Consider the following 21,255-nt stretch of genomic DNA (forward strand, 5'->3'; position numbering starts at 1 on the left):
AAGGATAATTTGTAGGTTGACGAACGGAATGAAGGCGTCTGTATTTGTTGGGATTCCGGGCGCAAAGGCTGTATTTTCTAAATGGAATCGTTGGATATCCGATAGCGTTCGGGGCGGCAGCAGGTACATCCCTGTACCGGCCTGCCTAAATGCCACATCCTTGTGGCATTTGCCCTTGGTGTTCTCGATTCCATTAAGAAAATGCTAGCCTTTCGCTTACAGGAATCTCAACGAACACAGACGCCCCCATCCCTTCATTTACACTACGAAATTATATGTGGAATTAACATAGCTATCGCATTTCACAAACTCTTATTTTCACTGTTTTAGGTAACGGTAGTTAAGATACTCTTTGTTGATTCTTAAGGTTTATAAAATAAATTATCAGCTTACTAAGCGTCTTACTTCCACAACGGCATTTATTTTGAAGTCGCGCCTCTTAATAACTAGCTAAATAGTCTTGGCAGAATTTCGCTTGGCTGTTTCCTTTTACTTCCTTTCGCAAACGGTTTTCATTTTCTTAATGAAACACTAAAACGTCCAGGGAAAACACCGCACGGATGCGGTGTTTAGGAAGCGCGGTACAGGGAAGCACCTCGCTTCCGCCCCGGTCGCCTACAAACCCATCACGTTTCATTTAGAAAATACAACCGTATTGCGTAGAAGTAAAAGGAAATTGCCAAGCGAAATTCCTACACAGACCCCAAAAATCATTCTCCTTTGAAAGACTTAGCTTCACAATTACCATGCCCCAGAGCATTTTCCATAATTTTCTCGCACAATTGTTCAAAACTAATTCCCTCCGCCTGTGCTTCCTGCGGCAGCAAGGACGTTGGGGTCATTCCGGGAAGGGTGTTCGCCTCCAAGCAGAAAAGTTCTTCCTTCTCGTTCATCATAAAGTCCATGCGCGCATAGTTTTTCAGACGAAGTATGCGGAAGGCGTCCTCCGCCATCCGCTGCATTTCTTCCGTTTTTTTCACGGAAAGGAGGGCTGGGCATGTTTCTATCGTACTTCCTGCCTGATACTTATTCTTATAGTCATAAAATCCTTGAAGAGGTGCAATCTCTATAACGGGCAGAGCCTTACCGTCGATCACGCCTACAGAAAACTCTCTTCCTATAATATATTGCTCCACAATTACTTCATCATCGTAACGAAATCCTTCCTCAAGTGCTGCCACATATTCCGTTTCATTATTCGCAATACAAACGCCTACGCTTGAGCCTCCATTGCAAGACTTCACAATACATGGAAAAGGTACGCTCCTCATGTCCTCTCCCTTTTTCAAACTGATTCCCCGGGGAATAGGCACTCCATGGTAATCGAGCAGTTCCTTCGTAAGCCCTTTATCCATACAAAGGGCAGAACTGACATAGTCCGTTCCTGTATATCGAATTCCCATTAAGTCAAAACAAGCCTGTATCTTTCCATTTTCACCATTTTGCCCGTGCAGAGCCATGAATACCATATCCGCTGCTTGGCAAATAGCAATCACATTAGGGCCAAAAAAGTTCTTTTCGCCATCGATACGCAGGGCTTTTATCGCCTCAATATCAGGATTTTCTTCACCCACAGCTCCGATTTCCTTCGCCCAATCCTCTTCCTTGTGGAATATCTCATCCACATCATCTTTTTCATATCCTAAATATACATCAAGAAGGATAGCCTGATGACCATTCCTTTTCAGTGCTTCATATATCATTCTCCCGGAACTTAAGGATACATCTCTTTCCGTGCTGATTCCTCCCGCCAACACCACTACTTTCATAGGTCTTCTACCGCCTTTCTCCATTCTACCCTATTCTATATAGCATAGCACCAATTTCTCCCATATGAAACGGATAAATTGCCTATATATTTGCAAAAGATGCTATTCCGTTGCTGTTCACAGCTACTATTCCACAGCCCTTCGCCAACTTATCACTTCGCTCATCATAAAAATCAGCTTGGCATTCTGCTCCTGCCTGGGCATAATACCGAGGGCAGTATCGATATCTTTATAATTATTATCACCCTCTCCATCTATATAACTAATCGCCTGAGCATTACATCCCATAAAGTAGTGCAAATGATTCTCTATGAGCGTCTCATATTCGTGATTGGCAATAATATGATCCACTACCACAAGCCTTGTCATCCTATGAAGAAGCTGCCCATTATTATCCGGTTCACCGTTTCCAAGCGCAAGATATCCACTCACTCTGGCAGCCTGAGATACCTTCTCCGCATCTTCCATCAACTTCTTCGTCACATTGCCGCATATAGTAATATCTACGTTCCGCTTCGTAGATATATACGTGGTACAGCCCCAGAATATATAATCATCATCCATCTCTTCCCATATATTTTTCCCGAAATATCCTTCCGCTGCTCTTTTGTAGGAACTATATCCGGATGCACGATATAACTCAGCCGCTGCAAAAAATCGCTGTTCCACATCTTCTATTCCCCTCTCACCTTCCACATAACGCCATGCTTTATCCGCTGCCCGCAGGCACTCCTTCGCATAGTCGGCATCGTAGACCTCATAAATATAAGAAAACTTTGCTGCTATTGCCGCAAAGAAAGCCGTCGCCTCCAAAGAAATAGGCTCCATAACACTTTTTATTCCGGGCGCCTGAACATTATCACCTTCTTTTCCATTCACAATCCCCGAGTATACGCCGCCTGTCCTTTTGTTCTGCATAATTAGCAGCCAGTCCATTTCATATTTTATCTCATCCAGAATATCCGGAATTCCATTCCCGCTCTCAGGAATACCGCTCCCATCTGAAAATACCTCAGGATATAACTCATATGCCAATAGAAGGTCGGCCATTACCGATCCTCCTTTTACCACATCTTTGGAGTCGTCTCCATCCGTATGCCATCCGCCTTTTATCTCTATCTGTTCACCGGCTTCCTCCTTTGATACAACAGTCCCCGTGTGGCAAGCACTGCGAGCCCTCTCCCCTGCCCATTCCTTTTCTAATTCTATCCCACATCTGCTGAAATAATACTGACGGCATGCAAGCTCGAAGGCATTGGTATATATCTCTTTTTCTATACGAAAGGAGTAGGAATGTCCAAGAATAGGCGCTTGTATGTAATAATCTCCCGGTTGAGCCAGCGCATCGAAAACACCATAGCCACTATACTCCCCCGTTTTCTCATCGAAGTCTTTCTCCTCTACCACACCGGAGAACACCACGTTTCCCGTATTCTCATCAACAACTTCGAAACGATCCGGCAGTTTATCGCCCCGAAATACCGCTTCCTTTTTCCCGGTAGGTAAATACCCTGTCTGATTGACCAGAATCCCCGGACGGCTTACCGGCATCTCATAATCAAACTCCGGTACGAGCCCGAGACTTTCCGCTTCTTCCCCCTCTCCTTCTATCTCCGATATCTCGTTCTTCCTCGTCTCATATTCACTATTTATAACATTGCATCCCATCAAACATGCAATCCCCAAAAGTCCGATCACTCCTAAATGCCTTAACTGCATTTTCTCTTATCCTTCCAGTGTAACTGTTCAGTACCCTCACTGTTACCTTTTTTCAAATTATACCCCGAACCCAGGACAAGGTAAAGACCCACCCTCTTTTTATATTTCATAATCTCCAAAGAGTAGTGAGCCTCTATCTATTTTCATATTGTTTCAGTTCAGCCTTCTACTAAACTGTAACCTTTATGCACAGCACTTACATATTAACTTAGTTTTGTCATCGGATTGACAGGAATTCCGTTCTTTGTGAGCTTGAAGTAGACATTGCATCCTTCCACAATATAATATTTCGTAGGTGCCGCCACGCTGCCTATAATATCTCCTTTGTTCACGTAACCACCTTCCGATACTGTAATATCTTTCAGCTGTCCGTAGGTAAGCTCATAGCCGTTACCAAGTTCCACTACAACTCCATCTCCTATCTCAGGATCAGAGAATACACTAATAACCTTTCCGGATGCCGCCGCGGTAATCGTTTCACCCTCTACTGCGGAGATAATAATGGCCGGATTGTATTTATACTGCTGCAATGTTGGGAAATATATGGTCTTGTCCATACTGTAATTGATAAGTATATTACCAACAATGGGCCAAGATAGACTGTCTCCGTCACTGAATGTCAGTGCGGGCTGAATGGAGGTTGCAATTGCCATGGTATCCTCCATCTGCTCAAGACGCGCCGTGTCTATTGTCTCATCGAACATTCCTTCCTCATTTTTGTCATTTTTCTCTTTATCTTTATTTTCCTCTGTATCTTTCTTCGTCTTATCGTCCGTATTATTCTCTTCTTCCATTTCCTGTTCGTTTTCTACGCCATTCGAATTCGTCTCTTGAAAATAAGGATCATAGTCCAAATCATCGGAAGTGACCAGATTCTGCTCAATATCCTTTGCTCCTGTCACATCATTACCATCCGTCAGATCCTTCGTTTCATTTTCTATTGCGCTGAAATCAACTACATATCCATCGTTCTTCTCTTCGCTTCTTCCTCTTACAAACAAACCTGTCACTGTGAGAGCTGTAAGCACAAATACCGATGAGAACAGCATAATGGTTTTTTCCCGTCTTGCGCTGTTTCTATTTCTTCTTCTCATATCGATTCCTCCTAAAGTTTTTATCCTCACCGATAGTTTTGCCTGTTTCGCATTCTTTATTCAGTTTTTTCCATCACAATGTCAGTAAAAAAATAGTTTAAGATATCTATAAAATCGCTTCCTTTTTTTGCCGCCTCATTTGCTCCATATTGAGAAAATCCTACCCCATGTCCTATGCCCTTTGTTTTGATAACAATTGTGTCATTTATAAATGTATTATTTTCTTCCTCCAATGTGAAATGGGCAGAGTTCAAGGAAAAAGCCTGTCGGAACGCTTCTCCCGATACCATCATATTTCCAAAGATAAGCTCTGTGACATAGCCCGATTTATCACGCTCTATCTGAAGCAGCTCTTCTATACCCTTTCCCGCTTCCCTTGTGAACTCCGGGTATAGTTCTTTAAGCTTCACCCAAAATACTGCTTCATTTATTTGTATAGTTTGTATGTAGCCATCTGCCATAAAATCTCTTTCACACATCACAGACTTTAAATAAGGATATTCCTCACTTCTAAATGCCTCATTTCCATTTCTCGTCTTTCCTGCACTGACGGCAAAATAAGGGGCTCGTATGGGGCTCCCATTATATGCCATATACATTCCCTTCGTTTCTTCAACTGCTTTCCGGCTCTTCTCATACTCCTCACCATCTGCTGACAAAATATTACTTCTCATGTAAATATACTGTTCTTCCTTTTCTGTGCCTTCTTCATATGCCTTCATAAGCTCTGTCCGAAGAATTACGGCCTGCGCCTTTAGAACTTCCGGTTCGTAATTCATATCGATTGTCGCAGGCAAGCGAAGCATAAGATAAGTCTCCATAGGCATCCGCTCTGTTCCTGCCGCCGTCGTATTACATACCATAAATCCCGTCGTTTCATTTCTATCCTTCACATATTCTGACTCCACATTTCCGAAGAAAAAGGATATGATATACGGAATCAACAACACAAACAGAAGAACCGCACCCATATCCCAAAAATCCGGCGAGTGTGCGATTCTTCCACTTTCTATCTGACTCTTTATTTTCTGTCTTGATTTCCACCCTGCTGCTTTGTATTTTCTCATGGGACACCTCTACCCTATTGTATGTGAGGATATCCTCTTTCTATACATGCAATTTTCAGCAGGATGCGTCTAAGTGGGCATCCTTATGCGCCACATCTAAATGTTGTATACTTCCTGCTCCTCCATTTTCATACAAGAAAAGTCCGGTTCGCCGTATCATCCCATTCACAGCGTTCCTCTCATTATTTAAGGAGAAATCAGTAGAAATATTGGACAAGCAAATAGCTCCTATCTTTTTCTCAGATAATTTATAACATTTATCTCCGTTTTCATCTTTGACCCAAATACATAGTTTCTCCCAAATATCATCCGCTTCATCGATCCATCCATTGCCATCGGAATCATAAGCTGCCAAATCCTGAAAACCATTGCCGGACTTCGCTCCGAACAGCTCATTTCCATCATTAATGATGCCATCTCCGTTTTTATCGAAGGCAAGGTAACCGCTCTTCTTATTCAGTTTGGAAATCTCATCCAATACTCCATCCCCATCAATATCGAAAAAGAAGGTCTGATCCTCCATCTGTGCCATATTCCCCTCCAGATTAATCACTAACGGGTCACACATCCTCGTCTGTATCTGCACATAATTTTCCTCATAATATGCCGAGAAACTTCGGCTCATTCCGATATCCATCTGAAAGCGCAGTTCTCTTCCATCCGCGCAAATAACAGTACCTTCGGCTGAAAAACTAGTGCTTTCTTCCTCTCTATAATAAATCTCTCGCTGATAATAAAGAACCTCCGTGACAGGTCCTGAAGATGCGCCTTGCATGTTGCGTATCCCGGTGAACATTTCATTGTAATCCCATCTTTTAGTCTCACCAAAGAAGAGTTTTATAAGATACTGCATACAGGTCTCCCTGACCGTACTTAATGCATCCCTCTTATTCTGCAGATGAGAAGGCCTTTTCACTTTTGAATTAGAACTCATTTCCTGAAGCTTATTTTGCAGCTCTTTCTTACGCTCCTGTGCTGTTTGTTCCCTTCCTTCTCCCTGTACTCCTTTACCAAAGGCACCACCGAGCAGTACGCCACCGCCCACACCTGTGGCTTCCCCTACAAGGCGAATAACACTCGTCTTCCCTGACATATAAGAACTATAATTTCTTGCGGACTCCATTCCTACACTCGAGGAACTAATAATCATACTATCTCCCTTCTTTTTTCAACTATCCTCAAATCTTCTTCCCCTTAAAAAATGTGTTTTCCTCAAGAGACTTTTATTCTGCAACAAGTATATAAAAAGGATGGTATCCGCCTAGCTGTCTTACAGCTATAAACAAATACCATCCTTGGTCTCACGTTATATACGCATTTGCGAAACGGGGTAAACTTTATAATTTCATACACAATTCGCTAAGTTTAAAGTTGAAAGAATTGTATGAAAGATTTTCCAAGCGATTTTTTGCTACGGAGCTGAGACATAGAAAGCCTTGAAGCCTCTGCTGAAAAGGCTTCTTGTTATGGCTTAGCGCAGTGCATAGCATAACCAGAGCATGGAAAACTTTCATATAATCTTTCTTTTAAAAACTATATTTATTGTGTATGGAATTTTCACAACTTAATCGTTTCGCAATTACTTGCCCACATCATAATATAAAAGGAGAATTAACAATCAAAGATTTGACCTTTATACCTTTTATATCGGATATGCATGAGAATACTTTACCTTATCAAGAAAAATCCATTAAACCCTATTATAATTAATTAAGCAGCCTTTTAAGATAATCTGACGTTCTTCATCGGTCAACTCTCCAAGAGAAAGCTCGAATCTTGTCAGTTCTCCTTCGCCTACCGAGTAAGCTTCAATTACGTCCGCTTTTTCTTCTACCGCTTTTTTGATATCCGGAAGGAAGATATAATCCAGATTCTTAAACGGAAGCTTCTTATGATCTTCATCTATTACGAGAGGAAGCATCCCCCAGTTGATCAGGTTCGAGCGATACCTCTTCGTTGCATATTCATTGGCAATATTCGCCCATCCTCCCAATACCTTCTGGCAAGAGGCTGCTTGTTCTCTGGCAGAACCATCTCCCGGCTTTACCGCGAAGATCGTGGAACCGAAGCCTATATTTCCTTCTCCTACTTCAGGATAAGTTTTATTGATTACTGCCATCACCGGTTTTAATTCCGGTTTCGCATCCAGAGGGCATGTCCTTGCCATTACGGCGTCCTGCGCTTCCTTCATCTCTTTCGCCCGGCCTACATAAGCAGGATCCTTTCTGGATAAGGTGAATTCTGCAAGTCCCAAAGGATTGGAACGATAAGAGGATGTTTCACCGGAAGGAATGAGCTCGTCAGTTGTAGTTACCGGGTCATGAATCTCGGAAACAACGCGAAGTACCAAGTTCTCCGGGAGTGCGCCCATCTGCGGCCAATCTTTAATATTAGGGCCGAACTGTATTTCTTCTTCCGGATTGGCAACTCCCTTGGAATCGAATACTCTGTTAGCGTAAATATTGGAATCAAAGTGATATTTATATTTGCCGATATCTCCATCAAAATCTGTTGCCGCAGTCAGTATTCCTTTGTTAGCGCTCGTAGCTGCTACTGAACGCGCATCCATAAGAGCTACTGAGGAAATCTGTCCGCTTTGCAGCTTAGAACCTTCTCTGTTCGGGAAGTTTCTCGTACTGTGACGAACGCTGAACGCATTATTTGCCGGTGTATCACCTGCACCAAAGCAAGGACCGCAGAAAGCTGTCTTAAGAATTGCACCTGTCTCCATCAAGGCCGCCGCACAGCCATTTTTAACCAGTTCCATATAAATAGGCTGGGATGCCGGATACACGCTTAAGGTGAATCCATCGGAACCGATATAGGAACCTTTCAATATATCCGCTGCTGCGCATATATTCTCGAATCCACCGCCTGCACAACCTGCGATGATTCCCTGATCCACATAGAACTTTCCGTTTCTTATCTTATTTCTTAAAGTGAAGTCCACTGCGCCGTCCAGACTGGCAACAGCCTTCTTCTCCACCTCATTCAAGATATCATCGAGATTCGCATTCAATTCCTCGATAGTATAGGTATTGCTCGGATGGAACGGCATTGCAATCATCGGGCGAATGCTGCTCAAGTCAACAGTAATCATCCCGTCATAATATGCTACCTCTCCCGGATTCAATTCTTTATAATCTTCTTTTCTGCCATGAATATCATAGAATTCTTCAATCTCTTTATCTGTCTGCCAAATAGAGGACAAGCAGGTTGTCTCTGTTGTCATAACATCAATGCCTATTCTAAAGTCAGCGCTTAAGGATGCCACGCCGGGTCCAACGAATTCCATCACTTTATTCTTCACATAACCATTAGCGAATACTTCACCGATAATCGCAAGCGCCACGTCCTGAGGTCCTACGCCTTTTACCGGCTCTCCTGTCAAGTAAACACCCACAACTTCCGGCATGTTAATATCGTAAGTTTGCTCCAAAAGCTGTTTTACCAACTCCGGACCGCCTTCCCCCATCGCCATCGTACCGAGCGCACCATAGCGGGTATGGGAATCCGATCCAAGAATCATACGTCCTCCGCCTGCAAGCATCTCCCTTGCATACTGATGAATTACCGCCTGGTGGGGAGGTACGTATACGCCGCCGTACTTCTTCGCACAGGATAGACCAAACATATGGTCATCTTCATTAATCGTTCCGCCTACCGCACAAAGGGAGTTGTGGCAGTTCGTCAGTATATAGGGAATAGGGAATTTCTCAAGCCCTGATGCCCTCGCTGTCTGTATAATTCCCACAAAAGTAATATCATGAGAAGTTAATTTATCGAATTTAATTTTCAGCTTATCCATATTGCCGGAAGTATTATGCTCTTGTAAAATACCGTAAGCAATCGTTTCCTTCGCTGCATCTTCTTTATTTATTTCTTTTCCGATCTTGCTCTTGATTGCCGCCTGTGCTTGTACATCATCTGGAATCAGTTCCGTTCCGTTAAGTAAATAAGCACCAGCTTTATGTAATTGTATCATGCTGGTATCCTCCTCTTCATCTTATCTGTCAATTATCCGTAACAGCTCAGTATTCTTACGGTCAGCGCAGCAAATGCACAGACCTACTGAATAGTTACAATCTTTTTTATTATAAGGGAAAAAAGCAATACATGCAACGATAAATAAACCGTCCGTTATATAAGGAACATGTAAATATTATAGATATTAATTCCCATAATAACAATCATTAGAGCAAGGAAGAGTTTGTTCATATGCTTCTCTGGAATCTTTTCATTCACCTTGGCACCTGCAAGCGCACCCACATGATTACTATCTGCCTTTTTCCTTTTCTTTTATTTTATATGCAATATCCTGAAGCCTGTCCGCGCTATGTTCAAAAAACATACGATAAGATCGGCAGAAGTAATTTCTCTTACCTTCCATTTTGGAAGGGTCTTCCCTGTCGGAAAGCTCTGTTCTATGTCTTGCACATCCGCCTCGGCACAAGGAAAAATATGGGCATCTTCTGCATTCTTCATCGTGATTAAAGGAAGATTGAATAAACTCAATTTCTTTTCTTCTTTCATCGATATCCGGAAAATCGCATTCTTTTAAGTTCCCCAGCTTATACTCATCCAGCACATAAAAGTCACAAGGATATACCTCACCATCAGCCTCCACCACATACTGAATGCCGCATGTTCCCCTCTGCTCGCAGCTCTCCGGCTGATACCCCATTAAAATAGCGACATAGTTCTCGAATTGCCTAATGTAGGGCTGACGTCCCCACTGTAAGTCAATATACCACAAATCGAACAATTCCTTCAAAAACTCCCCATAGGCTTCGGGTGTCAAAGAATATTCTTCCTCCCCCTGTCTTTCGAATACAGGATCCAGACATGCGATATACTGCTGATAAGAAAATCCATTCTTTTTATAAAACTCATAGATTTTCCTCACCTTGGCTGCGGTCTTTCTATGAACTACCGTCAAAATATTATATTCTACTTCCATTTCTTTAAACAAAGAGGCTGCATTCATAATCTGCCAAAAGGTATCTTTATCCCCTGACGCTTTCCGGTAGCTGTCATGCGTTGCCTTAATCCCATCTACCGAAAGCCCTACGAGGAAATGATTGTCATGAAAAAAACGACACCATTCTTCGTCTATGATATATCCATTCGTCTGAATGGAATTTTGTATGTTAAGGTTTTTTGCATTATACTTTTTCTGCAAATCGACAACAGACTTAAAAAAATCGAGGCCTGCAAGAGTAGGCTCTCCCCCCTGAAAAGCAAATCCACACGTATAATCGGCATAAGAAAGCGCCTTCTTTATTACCTCTTCCAATGTCTCCAAAGTCATAATGCCATAGGAAGCTGTTTCCCGCTTGCTTGTGATATCTGAATAGAAGCAGTATTTACATTGCATGTTACACAGGCCTGAAGCCGGTTTGATCAAAAGTTGTAGGGCTGGCATGTGGTTCCTCCTTGTTATCGTTATTCGGTCACTCTCATCATCTTAGTTGTACAGACTAATGTTCATCATTCCTTATCCTATCACATATGAGAACATAGTAGCAACACCCCACACCGCCACGCAGCGTAGAGCGGATTCCGGGATTGATTGACTATGGGCCGACGCCTTAACACACCTTAGTGCATTCTTAGGGAATAGCCATAAAAACAGGAAAGCGAGGCAGGGGCGTTTCCGCATATCCCCGACTCCCTTCCCTATTCCCTTAGACACTCTTAGGTGTGAAGTGGCGGCAACTATAGTCAATCAACCCAGAAGCCTCACAAAAACACCTTGTGATGTTGATGGATGAATAATAACTCCACCTCACACTATCGTCGCCGCCTTCTCTCCTGCCTTCTTCAATTCCTCCGACAGAAGACCTTTCATCTCTTCCTCAACTTCCCGATACGCTTCCTCACCGGCTACATTGTTAAGCTCATAAGGATCTTTCTTCAGGTCGTACAGGAAATCTACCTCATAGACATCGCTATCCTCATACTCGAACCCATTTTTATTCGGCGCATATACGCTGAACAAATAGTCCTGCGTTCTGATACAACGGCCTACACGGCTTTCGCTGATTTGTGCAAAGATAACATTTCTTCTGCCTTCCACGTTGCCATCCGCCACTCCGTGCAGATCTTCACCTACCATGGCATCCCCGGCAGAAACACCTGCCATAGCGAGGAAGGTCTTCGGAAGACTTACGGTACTTACAAGGTCTTTAATACGCTTACCTCCCCGGAAGCCCGGACCTGCAATAATCAAAGGAACATGCAGGGCGGAGGAATGGCAGGATCTTTTATAATCATCACCGCCGTTTAAATGGCTGTCCGTATTCCTCGTCTGAAAGTGGGAACCATGGTCCGAGGCATAAACGATAATCGTATTCTCGTATAGTCCCTTCTCCTTTAACTTATCGATAAGTCTCCCCAGGTTATCATCCAGACTCTTGCAGCAACCAAGATAGTCAGGATATTCTTCCCTCGCATTGCCTCCGAGGGCCTCTAAATCTCCGGGAAGTATAAAATCCTTGAATTCCTCTTTTGAGCCATCGGGACCTTCGTAATGCTTGCGGTCATTTTGATGATGGGGTTCAATATGGGAAATGGTCATAAAAAAGGGCTTTTCCTCATCGTACTGATCCAGATATTCCAGCGCATAGTCTGTAATCTTATCTACCCGATAACCTTTAAACTCGCATTTTTGCATATTTTCATCGTATACATAGCCGTCATAACCGTGAGAAGTGAATTCCAGAATATCCGATACGCGCCAAAAACCTTTATATCCGCCTCTTTTTTCCAGAGGGATAGCTGTTGTTGAATAATCCACTTCGGGCCTTATGCTCTCCTTATCATCGCTGGCCAAATGCCATTTCCCGATATAAGCACAGTCATAATCCGCTTCATACATGTAATCAGCCACCGTTTTTACATCCTCCGGCAGAGAGATTCCATTCTTATAGCATCCTGTCTGTGTAGGATATAATCCCGTCTGGAAAATAGCACGACAAGGTCCGCAGACAGGTTGCGGCGTATATGCCTCTTCGAAAACCACTCCCTCTTTTGCCAACTCGTCCAAGCGAGGTGTGATATTGAGAGGCTGACCGTAGCAGCCTATCGTATCCCATCTTTGCTGATCCGAAAAATAAAACAAAATATTAGGCTTTTTCATCCTTAATAATCATATCCTTTCTTATTATCCCCTTTTTAAATCCACCCATCTCATTTCCATCCCTTCCAAATCCAGACGGTAAGACAGGTTTCCATCGATATAAAGCTCTGTATAACGTTTTTCATGTGAGTTGTTAATTACCGCGATTTTTCCGGTTTCTTCAAATACAGTTACCTCAGTATCCACATTCGTTACGTAGAAACGTTTCATCTCACTCTCTTTTCCTGCAGCATAATAAATAGCACGAAGCAAAATGCGGCAGTTCTGAGGTGAATACGGAAGTCCTGCGAAATAGACACCACGCCCTTTTCCATATTCATTCACAACCAGTCTACTATACTTTCCGTCCTGATTCAATATCTGATAGTTCTTACCATGTGCATAGATGCGGCTCTTCCCTTCTCCGAAGTCTATCTCTCCTTCAATATCCTCCAGAATAAAGTGCTCAGCATTCAGCTCATTATATTTATCCGTGCTAAGAGAGAATCCCAGTTCCCTGTCCACGCCAAGTACATCGCTAAGCTGGAAATAGCGACCTTCGAACTGGCAAGCCGTAGGTTCCCCCACACCGATAAGGCCGCCGCCATTATCTACGAATTCACGCAAAGCGGTAAGAACAGCAGGATCTTTCCAATTTTCAGCACCGCTGAACGAAGTATAAGCATCGCCTGCATTGATAATTACTTTAATATCTTCCGGAATGCCTTCTCTTACTTCATCGAAAGTAATGAATTCCACATCGAAAGGCATGCCGCTCAAGCATTCAATAACACCTACATAGGAGTAAATCTCTCTATGCCAAATCGAATGATGCACCTGATTAGCCATCCATCTTCTCAAATTACCCCAGCAGTTTAATACCGCCACTTTAAATGGAGCCACATAAGCCTTTGTTCCATTCATATTCTCGTGAATCAGACGGAATTCATTCACTACATGAGTAATCTCATCGATGAATCCCGGCCACTCGGAAGCCAATTTCAAATATCCGCCGTATCCGATGCGGTCGAGAGGCGAACGAAGAATCGCACGCCTTGCTTTCAGCCAATTATCCCTTGCCTCTCCGATCGGATCGCCGCCTTCGCAGAATACATCCGGGAAGAAATAAGGAAGAAGCCTTCCTTCCGTATAGTTCACTCCTTTAATATCCGAAATCATACGGAGGGTCACACCGTCGCCTACCGAGCCTACTACCGCATCCAATCCGATTGTTTCGAAATATTTTCCAAAAGGTTCTGTTCCGATCCAGTGATCACCGAGGAACATCATCGCTTCTTTACCGTATTCATGTACAATATCAACGAGTTCCTTCGCAAGCTTGCTAACTTCTATCTGCTGGAATTCGACGAAATCTCTGAATTCCTTGCTCGGTACACGGAACATAGAGTTATGATAACCTTGATCCACAATGAACTCGGGGCGGAACTTATAACCGGCCCACTTCTCGAATTGTTCCAGAATATAAGGACTTACGCTCGCACTATAACCGAACCATTCCACATATTTTTCACGTTTTTGCTCATCGAAGGTCAAAGTGAACTGATGGAAAAAGGTAGTGAAACGAACCACATCGATATGAGGGTTTTCCTCGCACCATTTTCTGAGTTTTTCCTTCACATGCTTCTGTGTCTTGGGCTGTCTTACATCGAAGGTGAGCTGATGAGGTGCATCCTGCCAATCATTCGTGATAAAGTTATACATATGAACCGGATCCCATATGAGAAATGCCAGGAAACTCACTGTATATTCATGATATTTCTCTGTCTGAATTATGACCTCTTCGGTCTCCGCATTAAATTCCCACTTATCGGTAGGTACTACTTCTCCGGTCGTGCGGTCCATAACTTCCCACCAACGCTTCGGATCATCTATCGTGTTGACCTTAAGCTGTTCGGTATGGAATCCTTCCATTAGCTTAATGTTAAGAACCGTATCCTTAGCTGTCAAACGATTGCTGATTAAATATTCCTGCTGGATTTCTTCCGGGTTCTCAAGCGCCCACTCATTGTCTTTTCTAGTCGTGTAATAAGTCGCATATTTTTTGCCGTCTTGCGATAACAATGCCTCCGGCATCACTGTTCCGTCACAGTCTCTGAGCGCATCAGCTCCTAAAAGATTCTTCAATCTTATCGTTTCGTCTACCATATCTATGTCGGTAGGTAATGTCAATCTGCCTGTCGTCAACATCGTTCTCTCCTTTTTATCCATTCGTAACAGTTCAGATACCTTCGCTGTTACATGCAAAAATCCATGAGAATCGCCTACGGCGATGGGATTTTTGCCAGCAGCATTTACGTTTTCTTACGGTCAGCGCAGCAAATGCGCAGACCTGTCTGAACTGTTACATCTATTCGTTATAACTGTTCAGTCCCCTGGCAATTACACTTGTTTTGCTCTGTTACCGGTACTTTTTATTGTAAAGGTACAAAAGTGAAAGCAAACCGACAAGGCCGCCAAGCATCATCAACAGGTTGCCGTATCCTGTCTGCTTTTGTCCCACTATAATCATCGTCAAAAAAGTGACAAACAAAATAATATTTATTACTCTCCCTATTAACTGCATTGTTTTATCCATGTTCTTCCTCCTATCCCTTCAGACCGCCAAGGCTCATTCCCTGAGTCAGACGCTTCTGTACCAGCATGTATAGTATCAATGTAGGAAGCATAACAATAACGAGTCCTGCGTATAACTGCCCGTAGTTCGTTGCTGCTTTCTGAGCACTCACCAAGTTCATAAGTCCCACAGGAAGTGTCTTGAACTTATCTTTTGTCATAAGTGTCATAGAGATAATATATTCATTCCAGAATGCCAGGAAGTTGAATAAAATAATCGTGACCACTGCAGGACGTGCCATAGGAATCATAATGGTTACCATCGTCCGCACATAACCGCTTCCATCCACAAATGCTGCCTCTTCATAATCCTTTGGAATAGAAGCAAAGAACCCGGATAACAGATAGATAGTAAAGGGAAGATGCGTAGATGCATAGATAAGCGAAAGCACCACCAGGTTATTTAAAAGAAACGGCGGAAGGTTACTCCCTCTAAGAAAGGTATCTCCATCTACCAACATTAAGAAAATCGGTACTACAATATAGTTCACATTAACAAATAATCCTGCCATAAATACAACGTTCAATAGTTTACTGCCTTTAAAGCGATATCTCGCCAGTACGTAAGCTGCAGGAATCGCAATCAGCAAGAGGAAAAAGAGGGACAGCACCGTTACAAACACTGAGTTTGCCATATAGGTACCCATATTCGCCTTCTCGAAGGCATCGATAAAGTTCTGGAAATTCAATCCTTCAGGAAGTGTCCACGGACTTCTTCCGTAGAATTCGGAATTTTCCTTCAAAGAAGCCATGAATACCCATGCCACCGGTATAACAATCACTACCGCCAAAGCGATTAACGCCAAATAGACGAAGAACTGCATCACTATTTTCGAAGTGTTAAACTTTTTATTCATTTGCCGTCCTCCTTCCTAAAATTCCAATGTTTCCCGCTTCGTCACAGCATTGACAATGCCTGAAAGCGCGAATGAGAAAGTAAATACAACAACACCAATCGCCATACCATATCCATAAGAGGAGTTGGTATAGGCCTGATTATACATATAATTCAAAAATACGTCGGAAGCTCCATCCGGTCCGCCGCCGGTCATTGCTTTTACAAGCATAAAGCTTAAGTTAATCGTACTGATAATGAAAAAGGTAAGTGTGGTCCTTATATTGCTCCATATGAGCGGAAGCGTCATTGTGAAGAACTGCGTAAACCCTCCTGCCCCCTCGATCGATGCGGATTCATATATACTCTCAGGAACACTCGCCATACTTGCCATGTACATAACCATATAGTAGCCGATGGCCTGCCAGATAAGAGCGATTATAATTGCCCATATTACAAGCTTCTGATTACCGAGCCACGCAATTAAGCCCTCTCCATTTTCCCCCACCGGGCGGAAAAGATAAATAAATGTGTTCAAAAGCCCTTCTCTCTGATCGTACACTGCGGAGAAGATCGCAGATATTACGACGATAGACAAAATATTGGGGATGTAAAATATAACACGAAAGATACCCTGCCCTTTTATCTTTTGTCTGGATAAAATTGCTGCAAAGATAATAGCAAGAGCCATCGTAATCAATGTTACTACTACAATAATTAAAATGGAATTCTGCATGGAACGAAGAAATTTCTCATCTACAGCCAGCTTTTTAAAATTTTCAATTCCTACAAAGGTCTTTTCTGCCGAAAATCCTCCCCATTTATAAAGCGACATTTTAAACACGTTAAATGTCGGCATAATCATAAACAGAAACAATAATATTGTTGCCGGTGCGACGCAGCAGAAAATAAATGCTCCTTTTTGCCTTTTTCTACTTTTCTTCTTTCCCATCGGTCTACCTCCTGATTACATTTCCTGAAACAAGCGGTGAGTAACCTTCATTACCCACCGCCCCGTTTACCTTGAATAAATGTAGCTACTCAGTACCTTCGCATACCTACTGAATAGTTACGAATAAATTTCTTTTCTACTACTTTAAAGCTCCCCTTAACTGGTCACTCACGTTTTCTACCGCTGCCTGCCATTCTTCCACTGTCTTATCACCTGTTACGATACTGTCGATAGTGAAGAATAAAGTTTCTTTCATGCTTACGCCTTCTACCGCTTCTGTTGCTGCGAATCCACCCATAGAAGCAATTGCTCCTTTATCATAAATAGAATAGATCATTTTTGTCTCTTCATCAGCAATGAAATCACTTACACCCTTAACCGGCTGAATAGCTCCGCCTGTTGTTGCAAAGATTTCTGCTGCTTCATCAGAATACAGATAAGCCATGAATGCTTTTGCAAGTTCCGGATTCTCTGCCTGAGCCGGAATCCATGCCTGCTCGAAGAATGTAAACGCACATCTGTCACCGCCTGCTGTTACTGCCGGAAGAGGTGTGAATCCCCATTCGAATCCTTCTGCTCTCGGAGCATCTGCCATCTCTCCGATGATCCAGTTTCCATTCGGCATAAAGATCGCTTTATCATCCAATACTAACTGCTGATTTTTCTTAAAGTTATCTTTGTTCGCATTACCAACTGTTGTAGGCTCCATATACTGTGCAAGCTTACCTATAATATCAAATACTTGTTTTGCTTCCTCTGTTTCCCAGATACCGTCTTCATAGCTCATCGCTCTATTATAGAAATCGCTTCCGCCTGCCTGTGTCAAAAGTCCGAATACAAAAGCATCGAAGTATCCTGCTACCGGATAAGTAAACAAGGAAATTCCTTCTTCTTTTGCCTTATCGCCAAGTTCCCACATTTCATCCCATGTCTGAGGAACTTCCCAGCCTTTTGATGCTAAAAGGTTCGCATCATACCAAAGTCCGCAAGGGCTATAGAACATAGGTGCAAGATATGTCTCGCCATCATTGTAAGGATTTGTTACCAAGGTATCCGTGAATCCGGTGATAATTTTATCTCCTACGGATATATCTTCTCCCGGTACCTGCATGGATAATACATCAGTGATACTCATAATTGCATTGTCTTTCAACAGTGTTTCAGGAAGAGCGAGCTCACGTCCTGTTGCCAAATATACGAAATCAGGATAGTCGCCTGCTTTCATAAGAGGGCTGATAACTTCTTCCAGATTTTTCTCTGCTGTTAATTCAATGGTAACGCCCGGATTATTTTCCATAAACTTATTCGTTACTTCTGTCCACATCTCTGTGCCATATCCGCCGTCAAAAGCTGCAACCTTAAGAGTTCCTTCAAGACCTGCCTGAGCTACTTCTTCTCCTGCCTCCCCAGAAGCGGCTTCCTCAGCGGGTGCTTCTGTTTCCGCATTTTCTTCTACCGCCGGTGTTTCCTGTGTAGTCTGTGCTGTACTGCCGCATCCTGCCAATGTGCTAACGATCATTGCCGATGCCAATAATACAGATACGATTTTTTTCTTCATGTCATTCCTCCCTTTGTTTATAACAACTAACAATCAACTTGTAAATTCAGTATATCTATTTATTTTGCCCTGTTCAATTTCTTTATTGCTGTATTTTTTATATTTATTGCTTATTTGATAATAAAAAACTTTATTTATATCAAATAATATTGTATAATTACATAATATATACAAATATGGCAATTATTAATTGTATATTATTAACAATCAACTTATTACTTTATTGTTAATTTTATTTTTCTGATATAAAAAATTACAAAAATACTAAAATACCAAATTATTAGAAAGGTAGATCATTATGAGCAACGAAATTATACAATTGGAAAAAAAAGAATCATCCAAGCCCAACTTTACCCTTCGCTATATTTCCATCTCCAAATACGAAGGAGACTGGCAAAGCCTTCCTCATACACACCATTTTACCGAACTTTTCTACGTTATCAGTGGAAAAGGGGTGTTTTTAATTGAGGACGAGCCCATTCCGGTAAAACCTAATGATCTCATTATTATCAATCCTCATATCGAACATACCGAAAAGACTATGATCGGTGATCCGATGGAATATATTGTGTTCGGAGTAGATGGTCTGGCGTTTTCCTTTGAAACTGACGAAGAAATACAGAAAAATTACAGCTACTATAGCTATACTTCTTCTCAGAACCACCTTGTGAATTTCGCCGGGCTTATGCTAAAGGAATTCCGGGAAAAGAAACAGGGCTTCGATCAAGTATGCCAAAGCATCCTGCAGGTACTTCTCATCTTCATATCGAGGGAGCAGCACCTGTCTATTATTTCCGATTCCACCTTTAAAATATCCAAGGAGTGTGCTTTGGCCAAACGCTATATCGACACTAACTATGCTAAAAATATTACTTTAGATACTCTTGCAGACGTTACCCATATTAATAAATATTACCTGGCGCACTCCTTCGCGAACTGTATCGGACAATCCCCTATCAGCTATCTTACCGATAAGAGATTGAAAGCGAGTATGGAACTTCTTATTAACACTAATCATTCCATCGCACAGATTGCATCCAGCACCGGCTTCTCCTCTCAGTCTTACTTTTCACAAATCTTCAAAAAAACGATAGGGATGACACCTCAGCAATATCGCAAACTCAATACCCCCAACAGAAAAAAGGTTGAATAGTGTGAAAATTTACTTTTCACACTATTGTTCCCCGTATTTCTCTACAATACTCTCCATTTGCTTCCACTTCTTCTCCATGTCGGCTACCAGACAAAATTGTGTACGGCATCTGTCCAGGTTGTGCTCCGGTCTATGAATCTTGAAATACACGTCACCATTTAAATAATCGCCCAGGAAACGTATTCCGCACTCAAAAGTCATAAGCTTGGCCCCCATGGGAAGCAAGCGGATTTCTTCCTTCGTCAAACTTCCCTGACATCCCTCCATATATCCCTTCGTATAAATATCGAATAAACCTAAGTTAAGAGAAATCAAATCCAAATTCTTCTCATCCTCCGCTCCCGTATTGGCTCCAAAACGGATAGAATCGCCATAATCATAAAGTGCAGAACCCGGCATTACCGTATCGAGGTCGATTACACAGATTCCCTTTCCTGTCTTATTATCGATCATAATATTATTTAACTTCGTATCGTTATGCGTCACGCGAAGAGGAATTCTCTCTTCTGCGAGCGCATCGCATATAATATGCGTATCAGCTTCCCTGTTAAGAACAAAAGCGATTTCTTCCTCCACTTCCTTCGCACGTCCGCACCTGTCTTCCGCTACCGCTTTCTTAAAATCTTCGAATCGGCTCACTGTATTGTGAAAGTTCACGATCGTTTCATGTAAGGTATCTGCCGGATAATCTTCCAACAGCTTCTGAAAATTACCAAAAGATACCGCACTATTGTAAAAATCCTCCGGACGTTTCACTTGCTCTAAGCTGATCGCATCCTCAATAAAAAGATACATTCTGAAGAACTCACCCATTTCCTCCAAATAATGCTTATCTTCTTTCGTAAGGATTACGTTCAGAGTCTCTCTCTCTACATCTCCGCCTGCGGCTGAAATCTTCTTCCTTAAAAAAGAAGTTACATTTACAACATTCTCCATCAGCTCTTTTGGATTCTTGAATATACTATCATTCATCCTTTGCATAATGTAACGCTTTACTCCGCCTTCTGCCAAAGCGCAGGTTACGAGATACGTATCATTAATATGCCCATTTCCATATTCTTCAACCTCGGTCACCTCACCTTGCACTTGAAATTTCTGAGCCACACTCCATATCTTTTCCTTCAAACCTTGTTCCATAATCTCATTTCCCTCTCTCTTTATAATTAAAATTAAGCAGCCTTTACTATTATTCCCTCATATCTTTTGCACATTTCGCAATTACCTTCTATTATTTCCTACCCTATCATACTGTCCTTTTTATTTCTTTACACTATTTTCTACTTTCTTTTCACTTTCTGCATACTAATAATCCAAAAACGGCATCCGAGTGATTTTTCACTCAAACGCCGTTTTC

The 21,255-nt window shown here is 42.3% G+C and carries 15 protein-coding genes; 1 reads left to right on the forward strand and 14 read right to left on the reverse strand.

Annotated elements, in window-relative coordinates; genetic code table 11:
- Positions 1-710 precede the first annotated feature (710 nt).
- From RBB56_RS07225 to RBB56_RS07285, 13 genes are all read right to left on the reverse strand, one after another.
- Positions 711-1,769 carry a D-alanine--D-alanine ligase family protein gene (locus tag RBB56_RS07225; RefSeq protein ID WP_306722110.1) on the reverse strand — a complete coding sequence of 353 codons (1,059 nt, stop codon included), beginning with the start codon at positions 1,767-1,769 and terminating at the stop codon, positions 711-713.
- A gap of 126 nt (positions 1,770-1,895) precedes the next feature.
- Complete coding sequence (locus RBB56_RS07230) at positions 1,896-3,488, reverse strand: glycoside hydrolase family 9 protein (RefSeq protein ID WP_306721706.1); 1,593 nt, start codon at positions 3,486-3,488, stop codon at positions 1,896-1,898.
- A gap of 203 nt (positions 3,489-3,691) precedes the next feature.
- Entirely contained in the window at positions 3,692-4,582 is an 891-nt protein-coding gene (locus tag RBB56_RS07235; RefSeq protein WP_306721707.1) for a M23 family metallopeptidase, read from the reverse strand.
- A 56-nt stretch (positions 4,583-4,638) separates the two neighbouring features.
- The gene (locus RBB56_RS07240) at positions 4,639-5,649 is read right to left on the reverse strand and encodes a SpoIID/LytB domain-containing protein (RefSeq protein WP_306721708.1); all 1,011 of its coding nucleotides are present in this window, start codon (positions 5,647-5,649) and stop codon (positions 4,639-4,641) included.
- A gap of 55 nt (positions 5,650-5,704) precedes the next feature.
- Positions 5,705-6,799, reverse strand: a complete 1,095-nt coding sequence (locus RBB56_RS07245; protein ID WP_306721709.1) for a hypothetical protein — start codon at positions 6,797-6,799, stop codon at positions 5,705-5,707.
- 540 nt (positions 6,800-7,339) lie between these two features.
- Positions 7,340-9,634 (reverse strand): hydratase, encoded by a 2,295-nt coding sequence (locus RBB56_RS07250; protein ID WP_306721710.1) that lies wholly within the window; start codon positions 9,632-9,634, stop codon positions 7,340-7,342.
- A gap of 291 nt (positions 9,635-9,925) precedes the next feature.
- Positions 9,926-11,074 (reverse strand): anaerobic sulfatase maturase, encoded by a 1,149-nt coding sequence (locus RBB56_RS07255; protein WP_306721711.1) that lies wholly within the window; start codon positions 11,072-11,074, stop codon positions 9,926-9,928.
- Between the two features lie 363 nt (positions 11,075-11,437).
- Positions 11,438-12,790 (reverse strand): sulfatase-like hydrolase/transferase, encoded by a 1,353-nt coding sequence (locus RBB56_RS07260; protein WP_306721712.1) that lies wholly within the window; start codon positions 12,788-12,790, stop codon positions 11,438-11,440.
- A gap of 24 nt (positions 12,791-12,814) precedes the next feature.
- A complete protein-coding gene (gene gnpA / locus RBB56_RS07265) occupies positions 12,815-14,998 on the reverse strand; it encodes a 1,3-beta-galactosyl-N-acetylhexosamine phosphorylase (RefSeq protein ID WP_306721713.1) in 2,184 nt (727 codons plus the stop codon).
- Between the two features lie 190 nt (positions 14,999-15,188).
- Entirely contained in the window at positions 15,189-15,365 is a 177-nt protein-coding gene (locus tag RBB56_RS07270) for a DUF6903 family protein (RefSeq protein WP_306721714.1), read from the reverse strand.
- Between the two features lie 10 nt (positions 15,366-15,375).
- Entirely contained in the window at positions 15,376-16,260 is an 885-nt protein-coding gene (locus tag RBB56_RS07275; RefSeq protein WP_306721715.1) for a carbohydrate ABC transporter permease, read from the reverse strand.
- A gap of 15 nt (positions 16,261-16,275) precedes the next feature.
- The gene (locus tag RBB56_RS07280; RefSeq protein WP_306721716.1) at positions 16,276-17,190 is read right to left on the reverse strand and encodes a carbohydrate ABC transporter permease; all 915 of its coding nucleotides are present in this window, start codon (positions 17,188-17,190) and stop codon (positions 16,276-16,278) included.
- Between the two features lie 139 nt (positions 17,191-17,329).
- Positions 17,330-18,748, reverse strand: a complete 1,419-nt coding sequence (locus RBB56_RS07285; protein ID WP_306721717.1) for a carbohydrate ABC transporter substrate-binding protein — start codon at positions 18,746-18,748, stop codon at positions 17,330-17,332.
- A 298-nt stretch (positions 18,749-19,046) separates the two neighbouring features.
- On the opposite strand from RBB56_RS07285, the gene RBB56_RS07290 reads away from it, so the two are divergent.
- On the forward strand, positions 19,047-19,901 hold the full coding sequence (locus RBB56_RS07290; protein ID WP_306721718.1) for a helix-turn-helix transcriptional regulator: 855 nt from the start codon (positions 19,047-19,049) through the stop codon (positions 19,899-19,901).
- Positions 19,902-19,922: 21 nt separating this feature from the next.
- Here RBB56_RS07290 and RBB56_RS07295 read toward each other — a convergent pair whose 3' ends face one another.
- Entirely contained in the window at positions 19,923-21,038 is a 1,116-nt protein-coding gene (locus RBB56_RS07295; protein WP_306721719.1) for a phosphotransferase enzyme family protein, read from the reverse strand.
- Positions 21,039-21,255: the final 217 nt, after the last annotated feature.

It is taken from the genome of Kineothrix sp. MB12-C1 (assembly GCF_030863805.1).
Taxonomy (GTDB): Bacteria; Bacillota; Clostridia; order Lachnospirales; family Lachnospiraceae; genus Kineothrix.